Below are 20,548 nucleotides of genomic sequence, written 5' to 3' on the forward strand. Positions count from 1 at the left end.
GCGCGCTCAACTCTCCGCCCGAATGAAGTCGATGAACGCGCGCAGCGGCCCCGGCATGTGCGCGCGGCTCGGATAGTAGAGCCGTGGCCCGGTGAAGCTCTGCCACCACGGCTTGAGCACCGGCACGAGCGCGCCGCTGTCGATGGCTTCGCGCACGAACTCGTCGAACGTATAGACGAGACCCAGTCCCGCGATGGCCGCGCTTCGGCTGATTTCGATCGACGACGTGACGAGCGGCCCTTCCGGCGCGATGCGTATCACTTCCTTGCCGCGCATGAATTCCCACACGGCGAGCACACCGCTATCGAACCGATGTCCGATGCACGCGTGATTCACCAGATCGCGAGGATGCTTCGGCTCGCCGTGCGCCGCGAGATACGACGGCGCCGCAACCGCGACGAAGCGTTGCGTGCGCGGCCCGATCGGCACCGCGATCATGTCGCGCTCGATGCGCTCGTCATAGCGAATGCCCGCATCGAAACCGGCGGCGAGCACGTCGATGAACGTATCCGTGGCGCTGATCTCCAGCTTGATGCCCGGATGCGCCGTCAGAAAGCGCGCGACGATCGGCGGCAAGATTTCCCGCGAGACGATGCGCGGCACGTTCAGCCGCAGCGTGCCGGTCGGGCTGTCGCGAAAGCCGTTGACGGCATCGAGCGCGCCCGCGATTTCCGTGAACGCGGGCGCAAGCCGCTCGATCAGCCGCTCGCCTGCTTCGGTCGGCGTGACGCTGCGCGTCGTGCGATTCAGCAGCCGCACGCCCAGGCGCGTTTCGAGCCTGCGTATCGCCTCGCTCAACGACGACGCCGACACGCCGCGCAACAGCGCTGCCTGCCTGAAGCCGCGCGAGCGCGCGACAGCCAGAAACGCGTGAAGATCCGACAGATCCGGTTCGCTCATGTCTCACCCATTGTTCGCCAGGGCGCACAGCCCATTCGCATTGAGGCGGATTATCGCACGCGCGATTTGCTCCGATAATCGTCCTCATCCCTTCAGGAGAGACGAACATGGAACAACGCAGACTCGGAAAGACCGGACCGCAGACGGCGGCGATCGGGCTCGGATGCATGGGCATGTCGGGCATGTACGGGCCGTCGGATCGCGCGGAGAGCATCGCGACGATTCACGCGGCGCTCGAAGCGGGCGTGACGCTGCTCGATACCGGCGACTTCTACGGCATGGGCCACAACGAGTTGCTGATCGCCGAGGCGCTGAAAAGCGCGCCGCCGTCGCGCCGCGATTCCGCGATGCTCAGCGTGAAGTTCGGCGGCATGCGCGATCCGGCCGGCAGGTTCATCGCGTTCGACGGCCGTCCGGTCGCCGTGAAGAATTCGCTCGCATACACGTTGCAGCGGTTGGGCGTCGAGCATATCGACATCTATCGGCCCGCGCGGCTCGATGCGAGCGTGCCGGTCGAGGACACCGTCGGCGCGATCGTCGAGATGATCGACGCGGGCTATGTGCGTCACGTCGGATTGTCGGAAGTGGGCGCGGACACGATCCGCAAAGCGGCCGCGGTGCATCCGGTGTGCGATCTGCAGATCGAGTATTCGCTGATCTCGCGCGGCATCGAGGAAGCGATTCTTCCGGCATGCAGGGAACTCGGCATCGGCATCACGGCGTATGGCGTGCTGTCGCGCGGGCTGATCAGCGGGCATTGGAGCAAGGACGGCGCGCAATCGGGCGACTGGCGCGCGAACAGTCCGCGCTTTCAGCAAGGCAACGTCGAACGCAATCTCGCGCTGGTCGATGCTCTGCGCAAGATCGCCGATGCGAAGGGCGTGAGCGTCGCGCAGATCGCGATTGCATGGGTGCTCGCGCAGGGCGATGACATCGTGCCCGTCATCGGTGCGCGTCGTCGCGAGCGGCTGACGGAATCGCTCGGTGCGCTCGAAGTAAAGCTCACGGCGGACGAACGCGCCGCGATCGAAGCGGCGGTGCCGAAAGGCGCGGCGTCGGGCGATCGCTACGAAGCCGTGCAGATGGCGCATCTCGACAGCGAGAAGCGTTAAACCTCGCGGGCGCGGTGCTTGCGCAGAAACACCCACGCGTTGAACGCGGCGCCCGCGAACATCAGCACGCTCGTCATCGCGAACACGGAATGCATGCCCGAATGCGCCGCGATGAAGCCGCCCGCGAGCGGTCCCGCCACCTGTCCGATGTATTGCGCCGACGTCGCGTAGCCGAGGATGTAGCCGGCGGCGTTGTCGGGCACGTTGTGACGCACGACGCTAGTGATCGCGGGCAACAGGCCGCCCAAGGCGAGGCCCATCAGAAAGCGCAGCACGACGAGCTGAGTGCCGCTCGTCACGAACATCTGCGGGATCAGCAAGACGCCGCAGATCGCGAGACACGCGACGATCACCTTCGGCGCGCCGATGCGATCCGCGAGCCGTCCGACGCGCGGCGCGGCGAGCACGCTGCCGAGCGCGGCGGCCGACATCACGAAGCCCGCGACCAGCGTGACCTGCTTCGGATCGTTCACGAGCTGCGCCACGTACACCGTGATGATCGGCTCGATGGACATATTGGCGAACATGAGCAGCATCGCGCTCACCAGCATCGCGATGACGGGCGTGAGCAGCGGCACGTCGCGCCAGCCGCCGCGTGGCTTTGTCGTCGCGTGATTGGGCGCGCGGCGCTCTTCTTTGACGAACAGCGTCGTCATGATGAACGAGCAGAAGATGAGGCCGCCCGCGAGAAAGAACGTCGCACGAATGCCGATGAGACCCGGCAGCAGCCCGCCGACGAGCGGCACGACGAGATTGCCCGCCATCATGCCCGCGGCGTGCGTGCCGAGCGCCCACGCGGTGCGGTGCTTGGGCGTCTGCGTCGCGATCATCACGATGGCGCCGCTCGCATAACCGCCGACGAGTCCCGCGAGAAAGCGCATCGCGACGAGCTGCCAGACGGTCTGCACGACGCCGAGCAGCGACATCGTGATCGCCATGCCGAGACTCGCGCGGATCAGGATCGGCTTGCGGCCGTAGCGATCTGCGAGCCGTCCCCACAGCGGCGCGACGAGCCCGGCCGCGAGAAAGGTCGCGCCGAACGCGATGCCCGACCATTGCACCGCCGCTTCCACCGACGACGCGCCCAGTTGCTGCACATAAAGCGGCAGGAAGGGCAGGAGCAGCGTCATCGCCATGAGGGTCGTGAACGAGCCGAATACGCAGACGTAGAGATTGCGTTGCCAGTGAACGGAGCCTTCGGACATGAGCGGGGAACGTGGACGGGATGGGCGAGACTTTCGCAGATTTTGCGCCGATGCGCTCGCGCACGATGCGGCACGCAAACTGCGACGCGTGTACGATCGATTCCGACCCACCGATGGAGCGACGCCGAGTGAAAATCGCGACCTTCAACATCAACGGCATCCGTCCGCGGCTCGACGCCTTGCTGACATGGCTCGAACGCGAATCGCCCGATATCGTCTGTCTGCAGGAACTGAAAGCGACCGACGCGCAGTTTCCCGCCGATGCAATCGCGAATGCGGGCTACGGCGCGCTATGGCATGGACAGCAATCGTGGAACGGCGTGGCGATTCTCGCGAAGGACGCGGAGCCGGTATTGAGCCGGCGCGGACTTCCCGGTTTCGAGGGCGACACGCATAGCCGTTACATCGAGGCGGCCGTGGGCGGCCTGGTGATCGGCTGTCTGTATCTGCCGAACGGCAATCCGCAGCCCGGTCCGAAGTTCGATTACAAGCTCGACTGGTTCGCGCGTTTCAATGCGCACGCGAAGGCCTTGTTCGATAGCGGGCATCCTGTCGTGCTCGCCGGCGACTACAACGTCGTGCCTACCGACGACGATATCTACAACACGCGCTCATGGCTCAAGGATGCGCTGCTGCAGCCCGAGAGCCGCGCAGCTTATGCGGATCTGCTCGCGCAAGGCTGGACGGATGCGTTGCGCAAGATGTTTCCCGATGAGCGCATCTACACGTTCTGGGATTACTTTCGCAATCACTGGCAGACGAATTCGGGCCTGCGCATCGATCATATTTTGCTGAGCAAGGATCTCGCGAAGAAGCTGGAAACAGCGGGCGTCGATAAGTGGGTGCGCGGCGAAGCGCATGCGAGCGATCACGCGCCGACGTGGGTTACGCTGAAGCTCGGGCGCACGCGCAGGAAGGCGGCTTAGGCTTGCAGCGTGTCGCGCGCCGGTTGCAGCGAGGCGAGGAATTGCATTGCGTGTTCGCGGCCGCCCATGGTCCAGACATTGAGATGATCGGCATCTTCGATGAGCGCGAGATGCTTGTCGCCGCGCGCGGCGTCGAAGAGACGCTGAAAGTGCGCGGGCGGTATCACGCCGTCTCGAGTGCCGCCGTAGATCAGCAAGGGCGCATCGATCGATGCGATTTTCGCGAGGCTTTCGTAGCGATCGCGCGCGAGAAGCCGCACGGGAAAGAGCCAGAAGCGTTGCGCTGCGACATCGACGATGCTCGTGAACGGTGCTTCGAGCATCAGCGCGCTGATTGTCGCTTCCCTGGCAAGCTGCACCGCGACGCCGGTGCCGAGCGAATAGCCATGCAGCACGATATTCGATGATCGCGCCGATGCGTACGCGTAGGCGGCGCGCGCATCGGCATAGAGGCCGGCTTCGTGCGGTTTGCCGGGATTGCCGCCGTAGCCGCGATATTCGGCGAGCAGCACGCCATAGCCCGCTTCGATCATCTCCAGCGCGATATGGCCGCGTTGGGCGAGGTCTTCGCCGTTACCGTGAAAGAGGATGACTGTCGGCGCGGTTCCATCGGGCGGCGCTTTGTAGCGCATGGTCAGATCGAGGCCGTCGGCGGTTCGTATGATGACTGCTTCGGTGCGTTGTTCCAGCTCGGCGTTCTTGAAGGCTTCGATCTGCTCCAGTGGATAGACGAGCCTTCCTTGCAGCCAGTACAGGCCGGCAAGCGCGATCGAGTAGATCAGCGCTACTGCAAGGACGGCGATCCAGAGGACTTCGCGCATGGGTGTCGGCGGCGGGGCGGCGTTCCTCGTATGGTAGTGGGTTTGGGATGTTGGATTCGTGCGCCACCTCCCTCACTCCTGCACATCCACATCCCCCTGCCGCAAGCTCAACGGCATTTCCGCCGCGATTTCCTTCTCGACGACCTCCGCATCCCGCCCGCGATTAAAAAGCGCGTTAAGCAGAATCGCAAACACCGCCGCCAGCGTGATCCCGCTATGCGTCAGCGGCCCCGCCCATGCCGGCATATGCGCAAAGAATGTCGGCGCGGCAAGCGGAATCACGCCCACGCCCAGACTGATCGCGATGATGAGCAAGTTGTTCTTGCTGTCGAAATCGACCTTGCTGAGAATCTTCACGCCGGTCGCCGCGACCATGCCGAACATCGCGATGCCCGCGCCGCCGAGCACGACCACGGGTATCGATGCAATCAGATTCGAAAGCTTCGGCAGCAGCCCGAGCAGAATCAGGATCACGCCCGATACCGCGACCACCCAGCGGCTTTTTACGCCCGTAATCCCCACGAGCCCGATGTTCTGCGAAAACGACGAATGCGGAAACGTATTGAAGATACCGCCGATCACCGTGCCCAGACCATCGGTGCGCAGGCCGCGCGTCGCATCGTGACGTGAGACGGGACGCATCGCGAGATCGCCGAGCGCGAGGAACATGCCGAGCGATTCCACCATGATGACGACCATCACGAGACACAGCGACGCGATCGCCGCGATATCGAAAGTCGGCATGCCGAACGCGAACGGCCGCACCGGCGCGAACCACGCGGCCTGACCGACGCCCGCGAAGTCGACGAAGCCGAGCGGCAACGCGACCACGAAGCCGATCGCCATGCCGAGCAACACGGAAATATTCGCGATGAAGCCCCGCAAATATTTATTGATGAGCAGAATCGCGAACAGCACGATGGCCGCGATCATCAGATTGCGCGGCTCGCCGAAATTCGCGGCGCCGCGTCCGCCGCCCGCCCAGTTGATCGCGACCGGAAAGAGCGTCATGCCGATCGTGAGAATGATCGTGCCCGTGACGATCGGCGGAAAGAAACGCATTAGCCGCCCGAAAAACGGTGCGATCAGAATCGCGAACACGCCCGCCGCGATCGTCGCGCCGAAAATCGCCGTCAGGCCCGCGCCGGATGACGCCATCGCGACCATCGGTCCGACAGGCGCGAAGCTCACGCCCATGATCACCGGCAGCCGGATGCCGAACTTCCATACGCCGATGCACTGCACCAGCGTGACGAGCCCGCACGCGAAGAGGTCCGAGCTGATCAGAAACGCGATCTGTTCCTTCGGCAGCTTCAACGCCGCGCCGATGATGAGCGGCACGGCAATCGCACCCGCGTACATCACGAGCACGTGCTGGATGCCGACCGCGAGCATCTGACCGATCGGGAGCACTTCGTCGACGGGATGAATCGTGTGGTCCATAGGCGCTCCGGCGGATCGATTGGGGTTCGAATCGGTCGCCCGAGTATTGCACCGCCCGGCACCCAAAAAAATAATCGAGCCGCTATACGCGGGATCGCAAAGCGCGCGTCGGTCGCGAGGACTTTTGACCGGTGTTTGTCTACCCGCAAGCGAACGAGCGGCAGCATTTGCCGATTCATGCGGGCCCAATCGCCGCAACGCGAATTATTCCCGCAAACCCTTGCGCTACAAGGCTTCCCACACTGTCGATTTTTGGGATGACGTGCTACATTCCGAGCGCTTTGCGTGGCTTTATTTCGATAGCCTTCGCGGCAATGCAACAAACCAGCTTTCGGGCTCGGCGCCCAAAAACATCATTCGCACGGGGATCTCGGCATGGAAATGGTCGGCGGAATGCGGCTAGCCCAACTGTTCACCAGCAATCAGGAGCAATTGCTCGCGGAGTGGTTCGCGCAGCAGCACGCCATCGCGGCGCGGCGCGGGCTCGTCGGTGAAGCGGAATTGCGCAATCAGTTCGCGCAGTTCGTCTCGCTTCTGGTGGCGGCGCTCGGCTCGTCCGAGCGCGTCGATTTCAAGGCGCTCGCCTGGCAGGAAGTGCGCGCTTTTCTCGCGGAAATGTCGTCGCAGCGCGCGCGTCAGGGTTTCACGCCCGTCGAAACCGCGATGTTCGTGTTCTCGCTCAAGCAGCCGCTCTTCGCGCGCCTGCGCGAGACGCTCGTCGACGACGCCGCCACGCTCGCCGATCTCACCTGGACGATCAGCACGCTCTTCGACGAACTCGGCCTCTTCACGACGGAAGTGTTCCAGGCGAGCCGCGAGCAGGTCATCGTGCGCCAGCAGCAGGAACTGCTCGAACTGTCGACGCCCGTCGTGCAGTTGTGGGACGGCATTCTCGCGCTGCCGCTCATCGGCACGCTCGATTCCGCGCGCACGCAGGTCGTGATGGAAAACCTGCTGCAGAAGATCGTCGAGACGGGCGCGGCCATTTCGATCATCGACATCACCGGCGTGCCGACCGTCGATACGCTCGTCGCACAACACCTGCTGAAGACGGTTGCCGCGGCGCGTCTGATGGGCGCGGATTGCATCATCAGCGGCATTCGTCCGCAGATCGCGCAGACCATCGTGCATCTCGGCGTGAACCTCTCGAACGTCACGACCAAGGCGACGCTCGCATCGGCGTTCGTCGTCGCGCTGCAGCGCACGGGCAAGTCGGTGACGGCGGCGTTCGCGCAGGATGCGTCGCGCGGCGGCCGCGCGAGCGACGGCTTCGATTCGCTGCAAGCGGAATGACAGCGCATCGCGCCATTCACAGCGCGCATCGAACGCAACGCGACTGAACGGGGTTTCAAGCGATGGAACGCATTCCGATTCTCACGATGGGCAAGCTCCTGCTCGTCACCATTCAGGTCGACATGCACGACCGGCTCGCGCTCACGCTGCAGGACGATCTGACGAGCCGCATCGTGAAGGACGGCGCGCGCGGCGTGCTGATCGACATTTCCTCGCTCGACGTGGTCGATTCGTTCATCGGACGCATGATCGGCAATACGGCCGCGATGGCGCGCGTGCTCGACGCGGAGACGGTCGTCGTCGGCATGCAGCCTTCGGTCGCGATCACGCTGGTCGAACTCGGCCTCACGCTCTCGGGCGTGCGCACCGCGCTCAACGTGGAGAAAGGCATGGCGCTCCTCTCGAGGAGCGGCATGGCCTGACGGCCGTATGCGAACGACGCCATGACGATCTTCAATTCCACAGCCGCGCCGATGTCCACGTCGCCGCCCGACACGCTGCCGATCCGCTCCGACGAGCAGATCGTGCGGCTGCGCCAGTTCGTGCGCGAGAGAGCGGTCGCGCAGGGCCTGTCTCTCATCGACCAGACGAAGTTCGTGACGGCGGCGAGCGAGCTGGCACGCAATACGCTCATCTATGGCGGCGGCGGCGATGCGCATTGCTACCTCGTCGAACGCAATGGCCGGCGCGGCCTCAAACTCGAATTCGTCGACAACGGACCGGGCATACCGGACATCGCGCGCGCGCTTTCCGACGGCTTCACGTCGGGCAGCGGTCTCGGGCTCGGTCTCGGCGGCGCGAAACGCCTGTGCGACGAATTCGAAATCCGCTCGGCGCCCGGCGAAGGCACGCACGTTTCGATCACAAAATGGAAACCGTTCTGAAGGAATCGATGGCCGCGCAGCAGCGTTATGAAATCGCCGAGGCGAGCCAGATCGCCTATGCGCGGCGTTCGATCGGCGAACTCGCGCGCGGGCTCGGTTTCAACGAGACGGCCGCGGGCGAACTCGCGATCGTCGTCACCGAATGCGCCACGAATCTGCTGAAGCATGCGCAGCGCGGCGAGCTGCTCGTGCGTGCGCTCGTCGATGGAAGCGGCAACGCGCCGCTGCGCTACGGCATCGAAGTGCTGTGCATCGACAACGGGCCGGGCATCCACGATCTGCATCGCTGCTTCGAAGATGGCTACACGACGGCGGGCAGTCCCGGCAACGGCATGGGCGCGATCGAGCGTCTCTCCGACGAGCTCGACATCTGGAGCGCCCCGCAACGCGGCACGGTGCTGCGCGCCGTGTTCTGGAATGCGCCGGGTGCGGCCAGCGCGCCCGCGCCGCAACTGACTTACGGTGTCGTGAACCTGCCGCTGCAAACCGAAACCGTCTGCGGCGATGCCTGGTCCGTTCACACGCATGACGGCGAATTCACCGTGCTCGTCGCCGATGGTCTCGGTCACGGTCCGCTCGCCAATGTCGCGGCGATCGAGGCGGCGAAACTGCTCGCGGCGCACGGCGATCAGGCGCTCGATCGCATCATGGAGGTCGCCAACGATGCGCTGCGCCCGACGCGCGGCGCCGCGGTCGGCATCGCGCGCATGCCGGCGTTCGCGTCGCTGCCGGGCATGCCGGTGAGCTTCGCGGGCATCGGCAATATCGCCGCGAGCGTGTGGACCGAGGACACGCACAAGCATCTGGTGTCGCACAGCGGCATCGTCGGGCATGCGGCGCGGCGCGCGCAGATCTTCGACGTGCCGTATCCGCCCAACGCGCTCGTCGTGCTGCATTCGGACGGGCTCACGTCGCGCTGGGATCTCGCGCGCTATCCGGGCCTCGCCATGCGGCATCCGGCGCTCGTCGCGGCGGTGCTGTATCGCGACTTCGCGCGCGGACGCGACGACGTCACCGTGTTCGTCGCCCGCGCGGCGGCCAGCGCATGATGACGCCGCTCTTCGTGATGCGCATCGATCACGAGCGCGATATCGTTGCGGCGCGCGTGAAGGCGCGCGATGCGAGCGCGGCGCTCGGCTTCTCGCCGCAGGACCAGACGCGCATCTCCACGTCCGTGCTCGAAGCCGCGCGCACCGTGCTGATCGCGGGTCAGGCGGCGCGCGCGGAATTTCTCGTCGATCACGCCGCGCGGCCGCCGCGTTTCGTCGTGCGCTTTCTGGCGGGCGCCGGCGCGGGCGAACGGCTGCGCGCGATGCGCAACGACGACTCGCAAGCCGCGCTCGGCCTGCTCGCGGCGCAGCGTCTGATGGATCAATGCGCGATCGCCGACGAAGCGGACGGCGTCACGTCGATCTCGCTCGCGAAGACCTTGCCCGATGGCGCGCCGCCCAACGTCCAGGCGGCGAAGGACGCGCTCTCGCGGCCCTCGGGCGAGGACACGGCGGCGGAACTTCAGCGCCAGAACCGCGAGCTGATCGCCGCGCTCGCGGATCTTCGCGAGCGTCAGGAAGAACTCACGCGTCTCACGCGCGAACTCGAGGACACCAATCGCGGCGTCGTCGCGCTCTACGCGGAACTCGACGCGCGCGCGGATCATCTGCGTCGCGCGGACGAATCGAAGTCGCGCTTTCTGTCGAACATGAGCCACGAGTTCCGCACGCCGCTGTCGTCGATCCGCGCGCTCTCGAAGCTCCTGCTCGATCGCATCGACGGCGAGCTCACGGAGGAGCAGGAAAAGCAGGTGCGCTTCATCCGCAAGGCGGCGGAAGATCTGTCGGAAACGGTCGACGACCTGCTCGATCTCGCGAAGATCGAAGCGGGCAAGATCGAAGTGCGCCCCGCCGAATTCGAAGTCGATACCTTGTTTTCAGCGCTGCGCGGCATGTTGCGGCCGCTGTCGCCGGGCGGCGCGGTGGAGCTGCTGTTCGAATCGTGCGAAGGCCTGCCGCCCATCCATACCGATGAAGCCAAGGTCGCGCAGGTGCTGCGCAACTTCGTGTCGAACGCGCTCAAGTTCACCGAACGCGGCGAAGTGCGCGTCGCGGCGAGCTACGACGACGTGCGCCGGCTCATCACGTTTTCCGTAAGCGATACGGGCATCGGCATTGCGCCCGAACATCAGCAGGTCGTGTTCGAGGAGTTCGGGCAAGTCGAGAACCGGCTTCAGCAATACGTGAAGGGCACGGGCCTCGGTCTGCCGCTATGCCGCAAGCTCTGCAAGCTGCTCGGCGGCGACGTATCGCTGACGAGCGAGCCCGGACGCGGCTCGACCTTCAGCGCGACGATTCCCGCGCATTACGGCGCGGATTTCGGCGCCGCGCATCACGCCGCGAGCGATACGCGGCCCGCCGTGCTCATCGTCGCGAGCAATCCGATCGAGCGGCTCGACTGCGAGGCGGCGCTGCGTGATTCGCCATATCGCGCGATGAGCGCCGCGACGCTCGACGAAGCCGGGCGTCTGCTCGCGCGCACGCAGCCCGCAGCGTTGCTGCTTGCGGTGCGGCCCGCGCCGTCGGAAGCGTGGATCTGGCTCGCCGCGCTACGCGCGCAGGCCGCGACGCGCAGCATTCCGATCGTCGTGCTCGGCGAGGACGAGGATCGCAACGAAGCGCAGGCGTTGGGCGCGGCCGCGTTCATCGGAAAACCGGTGGGCGGAGGCGCGCTGCCGGGCGTGCTCGATGCGATGACCGGCAAGGGACGACCATCATGAGAAGCGACTGGAACGAGGTGCTGATCCTCAACGTCGACGACAACGACGGCGCGCGCTATGCGAAAACGCGCATCCTGTCGCGCGCGGGCTTCAACGTGATCGAAGCGCCGACGGGCACGGCCGCGCTCGAACGCGTGCGCGCCGAAGCGCCCGATCTCGTGCTGCTCGACGTCAAGCTGCCCGATATCAACGGGCTCGAAGTGTGCCGGCTCATCAAGGCGTCGCCGGAGACATCGGGCACGCTGGTGCTGCAGACATCGGCGGCGGCCGTGCACAGCCTCGATCGCATTCGCGGTCTCGAAGGCGGCGCGGACAGCTATCTGACCGAGCCGGTGGAACCCGCGGAGCTGATCGCGCACGTGCGTGCGTTGCTGCGCGTGCGGCTCGCGGAAAATGCGCTGCGCGAGAGCGAAGAGCGCTTTCGCCAGCTCGCCGAAAATATCGACGACGTGTTCTGGATGCTCGATCCCGCATCCGGCGAACTGCTCTACGTCAGTCCCGCTTATACGCATCTCTTCGATACGGGCGGCGGCGCGCCCGCGCCCGTGCCCGGACCCGATCACTGGTCCGGCGATATTCTCCCGCTCGATCGCGCGCATGTCGCCGAGGCGTACCGGCAACTGCTCGCGAACGGCACGCCGTATCAGGTCGAATATCGCATCGTGCGCGCGAGCGGCGGGCCGCGCTGGGTCGCCGAGCGCGCGTTTCCGGTGCGCGGCGCGGCGGGGCATCCGGCGCGGCCGTATCGTATCGCGGGCATCGTCAACGACATTTCCGAGCGCAAGGCCGCCGAGTTGCTGTTGCGCGAAGCGGATCGCCGCAAGGACGAATTTCTCGCGATGCTCGCGCATGAATTGCGCAATCCGCTCGCGCCGATCCGCAATGCGGTGGATCTGCTCGATCCCGACCGGGAGCCGTCCGTACAGCACTTCGGGACGGTGCGCGCGATCATCGACAGGCAGGTGCGGCATCTGAGCCGCCTCGTCGACGATCTGCTCGATGTCGCGCGCATCACGCAGGGCAAGATCACGCTGCGTCAGGAAACGGTCGATCTCGCGGCGGCGATGGCGGCGGCCATCGAAACCGTGCAGCCCGCGCTCGATAGAAAGCGCCATGTGTTGACGGTGAAGCTGCCGGATGCGCCGCTGTATATCGTCGGCGACAGCGTGCGGCTCGCGCAGGTGTTCGGCAATCTGCTGTCGAATGCGTCGAAGTACAGTATCGAAGAGGGCGAGATCGCCGTCGAGACGGAACAGTTCGGCGACGAAGTGCGCATCGTCGTGCGCGACAACGGCATCGGCATCGCGCCGGACATGCTGCCGCATATCTTCGATCTCTTCGTGCAGTCGGAGACGTCGCTCGAACGGTCGGAGGGCGGGCTCGGCATCGGCTTGCCGCTGGCGAAGACGCTCGTCGAATTGCAGGGCGGACGCATCGAAGCATTTTCCGCGGGACCGCAGGCGGGCAGCGAGTTCGTCGTATGGCTGCCGCTCGCACAGGACGCGCAGGTGGCCGCGCAGGGCGCCCCGCACACGCCCGCGAACGTGAGCGCGGGCAAACGCGTGCTGCTCGTCGATGACAGCGTCGACGCGGCCACCGCGATGGCGCTTCTGCTCGAAGCGGACGGCTACGATGTGCGCACCGCTCACGATGCGGCCGAAGCGCTCGTGCTCTCCGAGTCGTTCTTGCCGCAGATCGTGCTGCTCGATATCGGCTTGCCGGGCATGGACGGTTACCGGCTCGCCAGCGAGATGCGCGCGCGCCCGGCGACTGCCGATGCCTTGTTGATCGCGGTGACGGGCTACGGGCAGGCGCATGATCGCCAGCGTTCGAAGGAAGCGGGCTTCGATCATCATCTCGTGAAGCCGGTGGCGTTCGAGGAGATTCAGCGGGCGGTATCGGGAAAGTTCGTCTGAGTGAAATGACGCGCGTCATCGTTGCGCGTTTGTATTCGTCAAAATCTGAAATATTTGGGGGAAACGACCCATCGCACTCAGATTGGGGCACACTCCGCCGGGACCAATCAGAACGGAACCCGATTTCCCGTGTCTTCCTCACCCCTCGTCACTGTCGTCATGCCCGCGTACAACGCGCAGGCCTTTATCGGCGAAGCGATCGCTTCGATTCGCAGTCAAACCCTCGAAGACTGGGAGCTCATCGTCGTGGACGACGGCTCGACCGACCAGACCTTCGAGACCGCGCAGCAGGCAGCCGGCGACGACCATCGTGTGCGCCTCATACGCCTCGAGCAGAACGAGGGCATCAGTGCCGCTTCGAATGCGGGTTTCGACGCGGCGCGCGGCGAGTTCATCGCGCGCATCGACTCCGACGACCGGGCTCTTCCTACGAGGCTCGCCGCTCAGGTCGCCGCTTTCCGCGAATCGGAACGCCTCGCGGCTGCCGGCGCCCACGCGCGCGTGTTCGGCGAGAACCTCCCGGACGATCGTTACGCCTATTGCACGCGGGGCGACGGCGCTCTCAAGGCTCGCCTTTTCGAAGGCTTCAACACCATCAGCGGCGGCACGCTCATGGTGCGGCGTTCGTTCGTCCGGGAGCATCACATCCGGTTCGACGACCAGACGGCGAGCGCGGAAGACCTGGACTATCTCGTCGAGATCATGGTGGCCGGCGGCGAGATCGACAATGTCGACGAAGTCCTCGTCGAGCACCGAACGCATGAGACGAACTTCACCAGCACCCGGATAGACGTTGCGCGTCCCGCGCTGGAAGTCTTCCGCAAACGCCTGCTGGCCATCTGGTACCCGAGCCTCGATCCGCACGACATCGATCTCGTCGTGGCCATGTGGTTCGCGCTCGACGTCGACACCGACGGGTTTCTGGCAGTGGTGCGCGCGGTCGACAGACTCGTTGCGGCCGAGGCACGCGATTTCGGGCAAGACACATCCGTCGTCCGTGATTTTGTCGTCAGGCGCCTGGCCGAAGTGGCCGAATTGTTTCGGGGCGCGCTCGATGCGTCCCATCTCCAGGTCATCCGCGTGCTGGCCTCTCCGGCCATCGGCGCCGCTCTTGATCAAGCCAGCCTTTTGCCCGTCGACACGACCGAAGCGGTCTGAATCGCCGCTCCGCGTTTTCACCTAGCAAATCGAGGTTGACGCACGCGGTCGTGCGTCCGACACTTTAGCCATGCAAGTGTGATCACAGGTCACACCAAACGAAAGCACCGCAGCAGCCGAACGAAAGAACGGAGGCAACAGTTGGCGATACGCTCGACAGCGGACTTACCCGCGCTCGAACTGGTGGCACGCGAAACCATGGCCGGCCGCGTATACGCGCAGCTCAGGCAGGCGATCATGACGGGCCGCTTCGCGCCCGGACAGTTGCTGAGTCTGCGCAGCGTCGCGGAAGCGGTCGGCTCTTCGACCATGCCGGTGCGGGCTGCGCTCACGCGCTTGCAGGCCGAAGGCGCATTGATCGACGGTCCCGGCCGCGCGCTGATGGTCCCGCCGATGACGCTCGAACTGCTCGACGAATTGCGCGACGTGCGCATCGCACTCGAAGGCGCGGTCGCGAAGCGCGCGGCATCGCGCATGACGCGCGCGCATCTCGACGCACTGCAGGCCATTTTCGACACGATGAACGCGCATGTCGAAGCCGGCGACGTGCCCGCGTATCTGCGCAGCAACTTCGAATTCCACATCGCCATCTACACGCACGGCGCGAGCGATCTCACGCTCGCGACGATCCAGAACCTCTGGATGCGCATCGGTCCTTTCCTGAATCTCGTGGCGCCCGACATTCCGCATATGCGCCGTTCGATGGCGGCGCATCGTCATATCGTCGAAGCGCTCTGGCGCGGCGACGGCGAAGGCGCGCGCGCCGGTATCGAGGAGGATATCGGCGATGCGGCCGCCGATCTGCAGGAGCGATTGCAAAGCGGTGAACTGAACAGCCAGGCAAGCGCCTGACACGCATAACAACAACGGAGACAGGCATGACGGTTCTTCAGATGCTGAAACCGCACGCGGGATTGCGCGTGCTCATCACGGGCGGCGCATCGGGCATCGGGCTCGTGATCGCGCGCGCGTTCATCGATGCAGGCGCGCGCGTGCATGTGTGCGACGCGAGCCCCGATGCCATCGAGGCATTGGCAAAAGCCGAAGCGAGCGCGGAGTGCAATGCGATCACATCGACGCTTGCGGATGTCGCGGACAAGGACGCCGTCGAGCGCGTATTCGTCGATGTGGAGCGCGAACTCGGCGGACTCGATGTGCTCGTGAACAACGCGGGCATCGCGGGGCCGACGGGCGGCATCGACGAGCTGGATGCGAACGAATGGGAACAGACCGTCGACGTCAATCTGAACGCGCAGTTCTACTTCGCGCGCCGCGCGGTGCCGCTTCTGCGTCATGCGCATGACGGCGGGACGATCATCGCGCTCTCGTCGGTGGCGGGGCGGCTCGGCTACGCGTTTCGCACGCCCTATGCCGCGACCAAGTGGGCCGTCGTCGGCATGACGAAGAGCCTCGCGATCGAGCTGGGACCGTCGAACATTCGCGTCAACGCGATACAGCCGGGCATCGTGAAAGGGCCGCGCATCGAGCGCGTGATCTCGGCGCGCGCGAAGCAACTGAACCTCTCGTACGAGGAGATGGAGAAGCAATATCTCGCGAAGATTTCGCTGCGCCGCATGACGACGCCCGAGGAAGTCGCCGCCACCGCGCTCTTTCTGTGCTCGCCCGCGGGCAGCGGTATCTCGGGGCAGGCGATCTCAGTCTGCGGCAACGTCGAAGTCCTTTAAAACAACGAGGATCACATGGCAACGAAACGCAAGGTCATCATCACGTGCGCGCCGACGGGCGCGATCCATACGCCTTCGATGTCGCCCTATCTCCCGTTGACGCCGCAGCAGATCGGCGATGCCGCGCTCGCGGCCGCGAAGGAAGGCGCCGCGATTCTGCATCTGCACGCACGCGATCCCGTGGACGGTCATCCGACGCAGGACCCTGCGGTGTTTCAGGAATTTCTGCCGCGCATCAAGGCAGAAACGGATGCCGTCATCAACATCACGACGGGCGGCAGCCCGCACATGACCGTCGCGGAGCGACTGAAGCCCGCGCATCACTTCAAGCCGGAAGTGGCGTCGCTGAACATGGGTTCGATGAACTTCGGCCTCTATCCGATGCTCGATCGTTTCAAGGAATTCAAGTACGAGTGGGAACGCAAGCACCTGGAGAACAGCCGCGATCTGGTGTTCAAGAACACCTTCGCGGATATCGAATACATCCTCACGTCGTGCAGCGATAACGGTACGCGCTTCGAGCATGAATGCTATGACATCTCGCATCTGTACAACCTCGCGCACTTCGTCGATCGCGGGCTCGTCAAGCCGCCGTTCTTCGTGCAGAGCGTGTTCGGTCTGCTGGGCGGCATCGGGCCTCATCCCGAGGATCTCGCGCACATGAAGCGCACGGCGGATCGCCTCTTCGGCAACGACTACGTGTGGTCGATTCTCGGCGCGGGACGTCATCAGATTCCGCTCGGCTCGATGGGCGTCGCGCAGGGATCGAATGTGCGTGTCGGTCTCGAAGATTCGCTGTGGATCGAACCGGGCAAGCTCGCCGAATCGAGCGCGGCGCAGGTGAAGAAAATTCGTCAGGTGATCGAAGGACTTTCGCTCGATATCGCGACGCCCGCCGAAGCACGCGAGATGCTCAAGCTCAAAGGCGCGAGCGACACCAACTTTTGACGACGGAGGGCATCGTGAGCGCAAAGCTGAAAGTAGTCGCGATGCCGACGGGCTGGCTCACCGTCGACCGCTCGTCGCAAGTGTATGGCCGCTACTTCGGCCAGCAGATCAAGGTGCCCGTATGGTCGACGGCGATCGTCGGCGCGCAGAAGAAGATCGTCGTCGATACGGGCATACACGATCCGGGCTGGGTATCGAACTTCGTGTGTCCATGCGATCAGGCGCCCGAAGAGAAGCTCGAACGCGCGTTGAAAGAGTATGTGGGCTGGAGTGCGGATGACGTCGATATCGTCATCAACACGCATCTGCACTACGACCATTCCGGCGGCAACACGCTCTTCAAGAATGCGCGCTTCATCGTGCAGGCGGCCGAATGGGAATACGCGGGCCATCCGCTGCCCACCCAGGCCACGTATTACCAGGAGTTCCTGATCGGCCGCGAGCCGCTCGCGTATTTTCGCTGGCAGTTCGTGAACGGCGTGACCGATATCGTGCCCGGCGTGCGCGTCGTGCCGACGCCGGGGCACACGCCGGGACATCAGTCCGTCGCGGTCGATACGGACGACGGTGTCGTGCTGATCGCGGGTGATTGCGCGAACTGCATGGAGAACATCGTCGATCTCGTGCCCGTGGGCATCGTGCATGAAACGCTCGCGGAGATCGGCTCGCTGTCGCGCATCCGTCAGATCGCCGATTTCGTCATACCCGGACACGACCCGAACGTCGTGCCCGGCAGCGCGGGCATCGCTTTGCCCGCGAGCGCTCGTCTGCCGCACATCCGAAGTTGAAAGCGCTCGCTTCATAACCATACGAAGACCGGAGGAAGACATGAAAGCATTGACGCAATCGATTCGTCATGCGGGGCGAGCCGCGCTCGGCCTCGCGTTCGCGGCGGCGCTCGCCGTGTCGGGGCAGGCGCACGCGGCCGGCAAATACAAGATCTTCTTGTCGATGAGCTATGTCGGAAACGACTGGCAGACCGAAGCCGCGAACATGGTCAAGGCGATGGCCAATACGCCGGGCCTGAAGGACAAGGTCGATCTCGAAGTGCAGGTCGCGGGCACCGACGCGCAGAAGCAGATCCAGCAGATCAACTCGATGGTGCAGGCGGGCGCGAAGGCCATCGTCATCTATCCGATCTCGCCGACCGCGCTCAATCGCGCGATCAAGAACGCATGCTCGAAGGGCGTCGTCGTCGCGGCGTATGACGGCGAAGTGACCGAGCCGTGCGCGCACAATGTGACCATCGATCAGCATCAGGCCGGCACCGTCACCGCCGAATGGCTCGCGAAGACCATCAACGGCAAGGGCAATGTCGTGATGATCACGGGCGTGCCGGGCACCTCCGTCGACCGCGCGCGCACTGAAGCGGCGAAGGCCGTGTTCGCGAAGTATCCGGGCATCAAGATCGTCGCGGAAGGCACGGGCATGTGGAGTCAGGCGACCGCGAAGACCGAGCTCTCGAAGATTCTCGCGACGAACAGCTGGGACAAGATCGATGGCCTGTGGATGCAGGTGGGCTGCTTCACGGCGGCGTCGATGCAGCTCGATGCGGGCATCGCCGATGACAAGATCAAGCCGTGCGCGGGCGAATCGTCGAACGGGCATCGCGTGCAGATGCTGCCGCCGGGCGAAGTGAAGGGGCAAGGCGCGTATCGTTCGATCGGCTATCGCTCGATCTCGTATGGCGCGCCTCCGTACTCCGGTGCAATGGCGCTCAAGATGGCCGTGAAGAAGCTCGATGGCGGCGACTTTCCAGCGCGCGTGACGCTCAAGCTGCCGCTTGTCCTGACTTCGGAATCGAAGCTTTGCAAGACCGGCAGCATCGACGAACTGAAGGCGGGCTGCACGGCGTTCCCGCCGGACAAGGTGCCGCCAGGCTGGTTCGCCGACATCTACTCGGAAGACACGAAAGAAGTCGGTTTCAACGCGGCCTTGACGGGCAATCAGGACTGAGGCGGCGCGATGAACGACGCATCATTGGCGATCGATCTGTCGAAGGTGACGAAGCGCTTCGGCGCGACCGTCGCGCTCGATGGCGCGTCGTTCTCGGTGAAGCGCGGCGCGGTGCATGCGCTGCTCGGCGAGAACGGCGCGGGCAAGTCCACCACGGTCAAGCTGCTGTCGGGATTGATGCAGCCCGATGCGGGCAGCATCCGCGTGATGGGCAGCGACGTGACGATGAAGAGCCCGAAGGACGCGCATCGCGCGGGCGTGCAGACGGCGTTTCAGGAGATGACGCTCGTGCGCGATCTCACGGTCGCGCAGAATCTGCTGATGTCGTATGAGCCGGCCGGCTTTCTGGGGCGCATCAGAAAGCGCGACGCGCAACGGCAGGCGGCAGAATGGCTGGACAAGCTCGAACTGTCCGACGTGCGTCCCGGCGCGTATATCCGCGATCTTTCCTTGCCCGTGCGGCAGAAGATCGAGATTGCGAAGGCGATTGTCCGCGGACCGAAGGTGCTGCTGCTCGATGAACCGACATCGGCGCTGTCGGGCCGCGATGTCGCGTGGCTGTCACGTCGCATCGACGAACTGAAGGCGAGCGACGTGACCTTCGTGTTCATCTCGCATCGCATGCAGGAAGTGCGCGAGTTCTGCGACAGCCTCACGGTGTATCGCAATGGCCGCGACGTGGGCGCGTTCGACGCCGCCGATATCTCCGACGACGAAGTGATCCGCCTCGTCATCGGCCGCTCGATGGAGGCGAAGTACCCGCCGAAGGTCGCGTCAGTGACAAGCGACGCGACGCCCGCGATCGAAACACGCAACGTGCGCGTCGATGGCGTCGTCAGCGATTTCGATCTTTCCGTGAAGCCGGGCGAAGTGCATGGCATCGCGGCGCTGCAGGGCATGGGTCAGCGCGAGCTGTTCGAGGCGCTGTTCGGTGCGGCTTATATCGACGATGGCGAAATCCGCATCGACGGCAAACCGGTCACATTGACATCGACGGCGGATTCGTTGAAGGCCGGCGTATCGACGAGCTTCCTGCCCGAGGACCGCAAGACCGAAGGCTTGTTCCTGCGGCTGCCCGGCGGCGAGAACGTGTCGCTGCCGGTGATCGGCCGTTATGCGCGCTTCGGGCTTATCGATCGCAAGCGCGAGCAGGCCGCGATCCGCCGCTCGCTTGCGCAGATGGAAGTGAATCCGCGCGCGCTGTACAAGCCGTGTCTGTCGTTCTCCGGCGGCAATCAGCAGAAGATCGCGATGGCGAAGTGGCTGCTCACGCAAAGCCGTGTATGGCTCATGTTCGATCCGACGCGCGGCATCGACGTCGGCACCAAGCATCAGATCTTCGTATTGATGCGCGCGTTCGCGGCGGCGGGCGGCGCCGTGCTCTTCTATTCGACGGACGTGCCCGAACTCGTCAACGTGTGCGATCGCGTTTCGGTGATGTATCGCGGACGCAATGCCGGCGAGTTGAGCGGCGACGCGCTGACCGAAGAGAACGTGATGCGCAAGATGCTTTCCAGCTGAGAGGTTGCTC

General features: G+C 64.7%; 19 protein-coding genes. 15 read left to right on the forward strand and 4 right to left on the reverse strand.

Translation table 11 applies throughout. The features are described 5' to 3' along the window. Positions 1-6: 6 nt before the first annotated feature. Complete coding sequence (locus AWB76_RS31465) at positions 7-900, reverse strand: LysR family transcriptional regulator (protein WP_061164017.1); 894 nt, start codon at positions 898-900, stop codon at positions 7-9. Positions 901-1,007: 107 nt separating this feature from the next. On the opposite strand from AWB76_RS31465, the gene AWB76_RS31470 reads away from it, so the two are divergent. Continuing rightward, entirely contained in the window at positions 1,008-2,012 is a 1,005-nt protein-coding gene (locus AWB76_RS31470) for an aldo/keto reductase (protein ID WP_061164018.1), read from the forward strand. On the opposite strand, the gene AWB76_RS31475 is transcribed toward AWB76_RS31470, so the two are convergent. After that, entirely contained in the window at positions 2,009-3,217 is a 1,209-nt protein-coding gene (locus AWB76_RS31475; RefSeq protein WP_061164019.1) for an MFS transporter, read from the reverse strand. The two genes, AWB76_RS31470 and AWB76_RS31475, sit on opposite strands and share 4 nt — an antisense overlap. A 113-nt stretch (positions 3,218-3,330) precedes the next feature. On the opposite strand from AWB76_RS31475, the gene AWB76_RS31480 reads away from it, so the two are divergent. Next, positions 3,331-4,143 carry an exodeoxyribonuclease III gene (locus AWB76_RS31480; protein ID WP_061164043.1) on the forward strand — a complete coding sequence of 271 codons (813 nt, stop codon included), beginning with the start codon at positions 3,331-3,333 and terminating at the stop codon, positions 4,141-4,143. Here AWB76_RS31480 and AWB76_RS31485 read toward each other — a convergent pair. Further along, positions 4,140-4,964 carry an alpha/beta hydrolase gene (locus AWB76_RS31485; RefSeq protein ID WP_061164020.1) on the reverse strand — a complete coding sequence of 275 codons (825 nt, stop codon included), beginning with the start codon at positions 4,962-4,964 and terminating at the stop codon, positions 4,140-4,142. The two genes, AWB76_RS31480 and AWB76_RS31485, sit on opposite strands and share 4 nt — an antisense overlap. 72 nt (positions 4,965-5,036) lie before the next feature. After that, entirely contained in the window at positions 5,037-6,407 is a 1,371-nt protein-coding gene (locus AWB76_RS31490; protein ID WP_061164021.1) for a nucleobase:cation symporter-2 family protein, read from the reverse strand. Positions 6,408-6,782: 375 nt separating this feature from the next. Here AWB76_RS31490 and AWB76_RS31495 point away from each other — a divergent pair, with 375 nt between their 5' ends. The 13 genes from AWB76_RS31495 to AWB76_RS31555 all read left to right on the forward strand — a co-directional run bounded on the left by AWB76_RS31495 (position 6,783) and on the right by AWB76_RS31555 (position 20,538). Further along, complete coding sequence (locus AWB76_RS31495) at positions 6,783-7,700, forward strand: STAS domain-containing protein (protein WP_061164022.1); 918 nt, start codon at positions 6,783-6,785, stop codon at positions 7,698-7,700. 62 nt (positions 7,701-7,762) lie between these two features. Then, complete coding sequence (locus tag AWB76_RS31500; protein ID WP_061164023.1) at positions 7,763-8,122, forward strand: STAS domain-containing protein; 360 nt, start codon at positions 7,763-7,765, stop codon at positions 8,120-8,122. A 21-nt stretch (positions 8,123-8,143) separates the two neighbouring features. Beyond that, positions 8,144-8,584, forward strand: a complete 441-nt coding sequence (locus tag AWB76_RS31505; RefSeq protein ID WP_061164024.1) for an anti-sigma regulatory factor — start codon at positions 8,144-8,146, stop codon at positions 8,582-8,584. Further along, positions 8,569-9,633 carry an ATP-binding SpoIIE family protein phosphatase gene (locus tag AWB76_RS31510; protein WP_061164025.1) on the forward strand — a complete coding sequence of 355 codons (1,065 nt, stop codon included), beginning with the start codon at positions 8,569-8,571 and terminating at the stop codon, positions 9,631-9,633. Before AWB76_RS31505 ends, AWB76_RS31510 begins: the two co-directional genes overlap by 16 nt. Next, the gene (locus tag AWB76_RS31515; protein WP_061164026.1) at positions 9,630-11,354 is read left to right on the forward strand and encodes an ATP-binding response regulator; all 1,725 of its coding nucleotides are present in this window, start codon (positions 9,630-9,632) and stop codon (positions 11,352-11,354) included. Before AWB76_RS31510 ends, AWB76_RS31515 begins: the two co-directional genes overlap by 4 nt. After that, complete coding sequence (locus AWB76_RS31520) at positions 11,351-13,270, forward strand: hybrid sensor histidine kinase/response regulator (RefSeq protein ID WP_061164027.1); 1,920 nt, start codon at positions 11,351-11,353, stop codon at positions 13,268-13,270. Before AWB76_RS31515 ends, AWB76_RS31520 begins: the two co-directional genes overlap by 4 nt. Before the next feature lie 129 nt (positions 13,271-13,399). After that, entirely contained in the window at positions 13,400-14,428 is a 1,029-nt protein-coding gene (locus AWB76_RS31525; RefSeq protein ID WP_061164028.1) for a glycosyltransferase family 2 protein, read from the forward strand. 198 nt (positions 14,429-14,626) lie between these two features. Beyond that, complete coding sequence (locus tag AWB76_RS31530; protein WP_061164029.1) at positions 14,627-15,280, forward strand: GntR family transcriptional regulator; 654 nt, start codon at positions 14,627-14,629, stop codon at positions 15,278-15,280. A gap of 26 nt (positions 15,281-15,306) precedes the next feature. Then, positions 15,307-16,113, forward strand: coding sequence for an SDR family oxidoreductase (locus AWB76_RS31535; protein ID WP_061164030.1), 807 nt, complete (start codon positions 15,307-15,309; stop codon positions 16,111-16,113). A 15-nt stretch (positions 16,114-16,128) separates the two neighbouring features. Beyond that, positions 16,129-17,061: a 3,5-dioxohexanoate:acetyl-CoA acetone transferase gene (gene kce, locus AWB76_RS31540; RefSeq protein WP_061164031.1), complete on the forward strand. Its 933-nt coding sequence runs from the start codon at positions 16,129-16,131 to the stop codon at positions 17,059-17,061. A 14-nt stretch (positions 17,062-17,075) separates the two neighbouring features. Beyond that, positions 17,076-17,849 carry an N-acyl homoserine lactonase family protein gene (locus AWB76_RS31545; RefSeq protein WP_061164044.1) on the forward strand — a complete coding sequence of 258 codons (774 nt, stop codon included), beginning with the start codon at positions 17,076-17,078 and terminating at the stop codon, positions 17,847-17,849. 40 nt (positions 17,850-17,889) lie between these two features. Beyond that, positions 17,890-19,017, forward strand: coding sequence for a sugar ABC transporter substrate-binding protein (locus tag AWB76_RS31550; RefSeq protein ID WP_061164032.1), 1,128 nt, complete (start codon positions 17,890-17,892; stop codon positions 19,015-19,017). Positions 19,018-19,026: 9 nt separating this feature from the next. Then, positions 19,027-20,538 carry a sugar ABC transporter ATP-binding protein gene (locus AWB76_RS31555; RefSeq protein WP_061164033.1) on the forward strand — a complete coding sequence of 504 codons (1,512 nt, stop codon included), beginning with the start codon at positions 19,027-19,029 and terminating at the stop codon, positions 20,536-20,538. The last annotated feature ends 10 nt before the right edge of the window (positions 20,539-20,548 follow it).

The sequence above is a fragment of the Caballeronia temeraria genome, from assembly GCF_001544795.2.
GTDB lineage: Bacteria > Pseudomonadota > Gammaproteobacteria > Burkholderiales > Burkholderiaceae > Caballeronia > Caballeronia temeraria.

Coding starts and splice junctions, on each gene's coding strand:
- AWB76_RS31490 (WP_061164021.1), bottom strand. CDS start 6,407: ATGGACCACACGATTCATCCCGTCGACGAAGTGCTCCCGATCGGTCAG.
- AWB76_RS31510 (WP_061164025.1), top strand. CDS start 8,569: ATGGAAACCGTTCTGAAGGAATCGATGGCCGCGCAGCAGCGTTATGAA.
- AWB76_RS31505 (WP_061164024.1), top strand. CDS start 8,144: ATGACGATCTTCAATTCCACAGCCGCGCCGATGTCCACGTCGCCGCCC.
- AWB76_RS31470 (WP_061164018.1), top strand. CDS start 1,008: ATGGAACAACGCAGACTCGGAAAGACCGGACCGCAGACGGCGGCGATC.
- AWB76_RS31480 (WP_061164043.1), top strand. CDS start 3,331: ATGGAGCGACGCCGAGTGAAAATCGCGACCTTCAACATCAACGGCATC.
- kce (WP_061164031.1), top strand. CDS start 16,129: ATGGCAACGAAACGCAAGGTCATCATCACGTGCGCGCCGACGGGCGCG.
- AWB76_RS31530 (WP_061164029.1), top strand. CDS start 14,627: ATGGCCGGCCGCGTATACGCGCAGCTCAGGCAGGCGATCATGACGGGC.
- AWB76_RS31475 (WP_061164019.1), bottom strand. CDS start 3,217: ATGTCCGAAGGCTCCGTTCACTGGCAACGCAATCTCTACGTCTGCGTA.
- AWB76_RS31500 (WP_061164023.1), top strand. CDS start 7,763: ATGGAACGCATTCCGATTCTCACGATGGGCAAGCTCCTGCTCGTCACC.
- AWB76_RS31555 (WP_061164033.1), top strand. CDS start 19,027: ATGAACGACGCATCATTGGCGATCGATCTGTCGAAGGTGACGAAGCGC.
- AWB76_RS31465 (WP_061164017.1), bottom strand. CDS start 900: ATGAGCGAACCGGATCTGTCGGATCTTCACGCGTTTCTGGCTGTCGCG.
- AWB76_RS31535 (WP_061164030.1), top strand. CDS start 15,307: ATGACGGTTCTTCAGATGCTGAAACCGCACGCGGGATTGCGCGTGCTC.
- AWB76_RS31550 (WP_061164032.1), top strand. CDS start 17,890: ATGAAAGCATTGACGCAATCGATTCGTCATGCGGGGCGAGCCGCGCTC.
- AWB76_RS31515 (WP_061164026.1), top strand. CDS start 9,630: ATGATGACGCCGCTCTTCGTGATGCGCATCGATCACGAGCGCGATATC.
- AWB76_RS31520 (WP_061164027.1), top strand. CDS start 11,351: ATGAGAAGCGACTGGAACGAGGTGCTGATCCTCAACGTCGACGACAAC.
- AWB76_RS31495 (WP_061164022.1), top strand. CDS start 6,783: ATGGAAATGGTCGGCGGAATGCGGCTAGCCCAACTGTTCACCAGCAAT.
- AWB76_RS31485 (WP_061164020.1), bottom strand. CDS start 4,964: ATGCGCGAAGTCCTCTGGATCGCCGTCCTTGCAGTAGCGCTGATCTAC.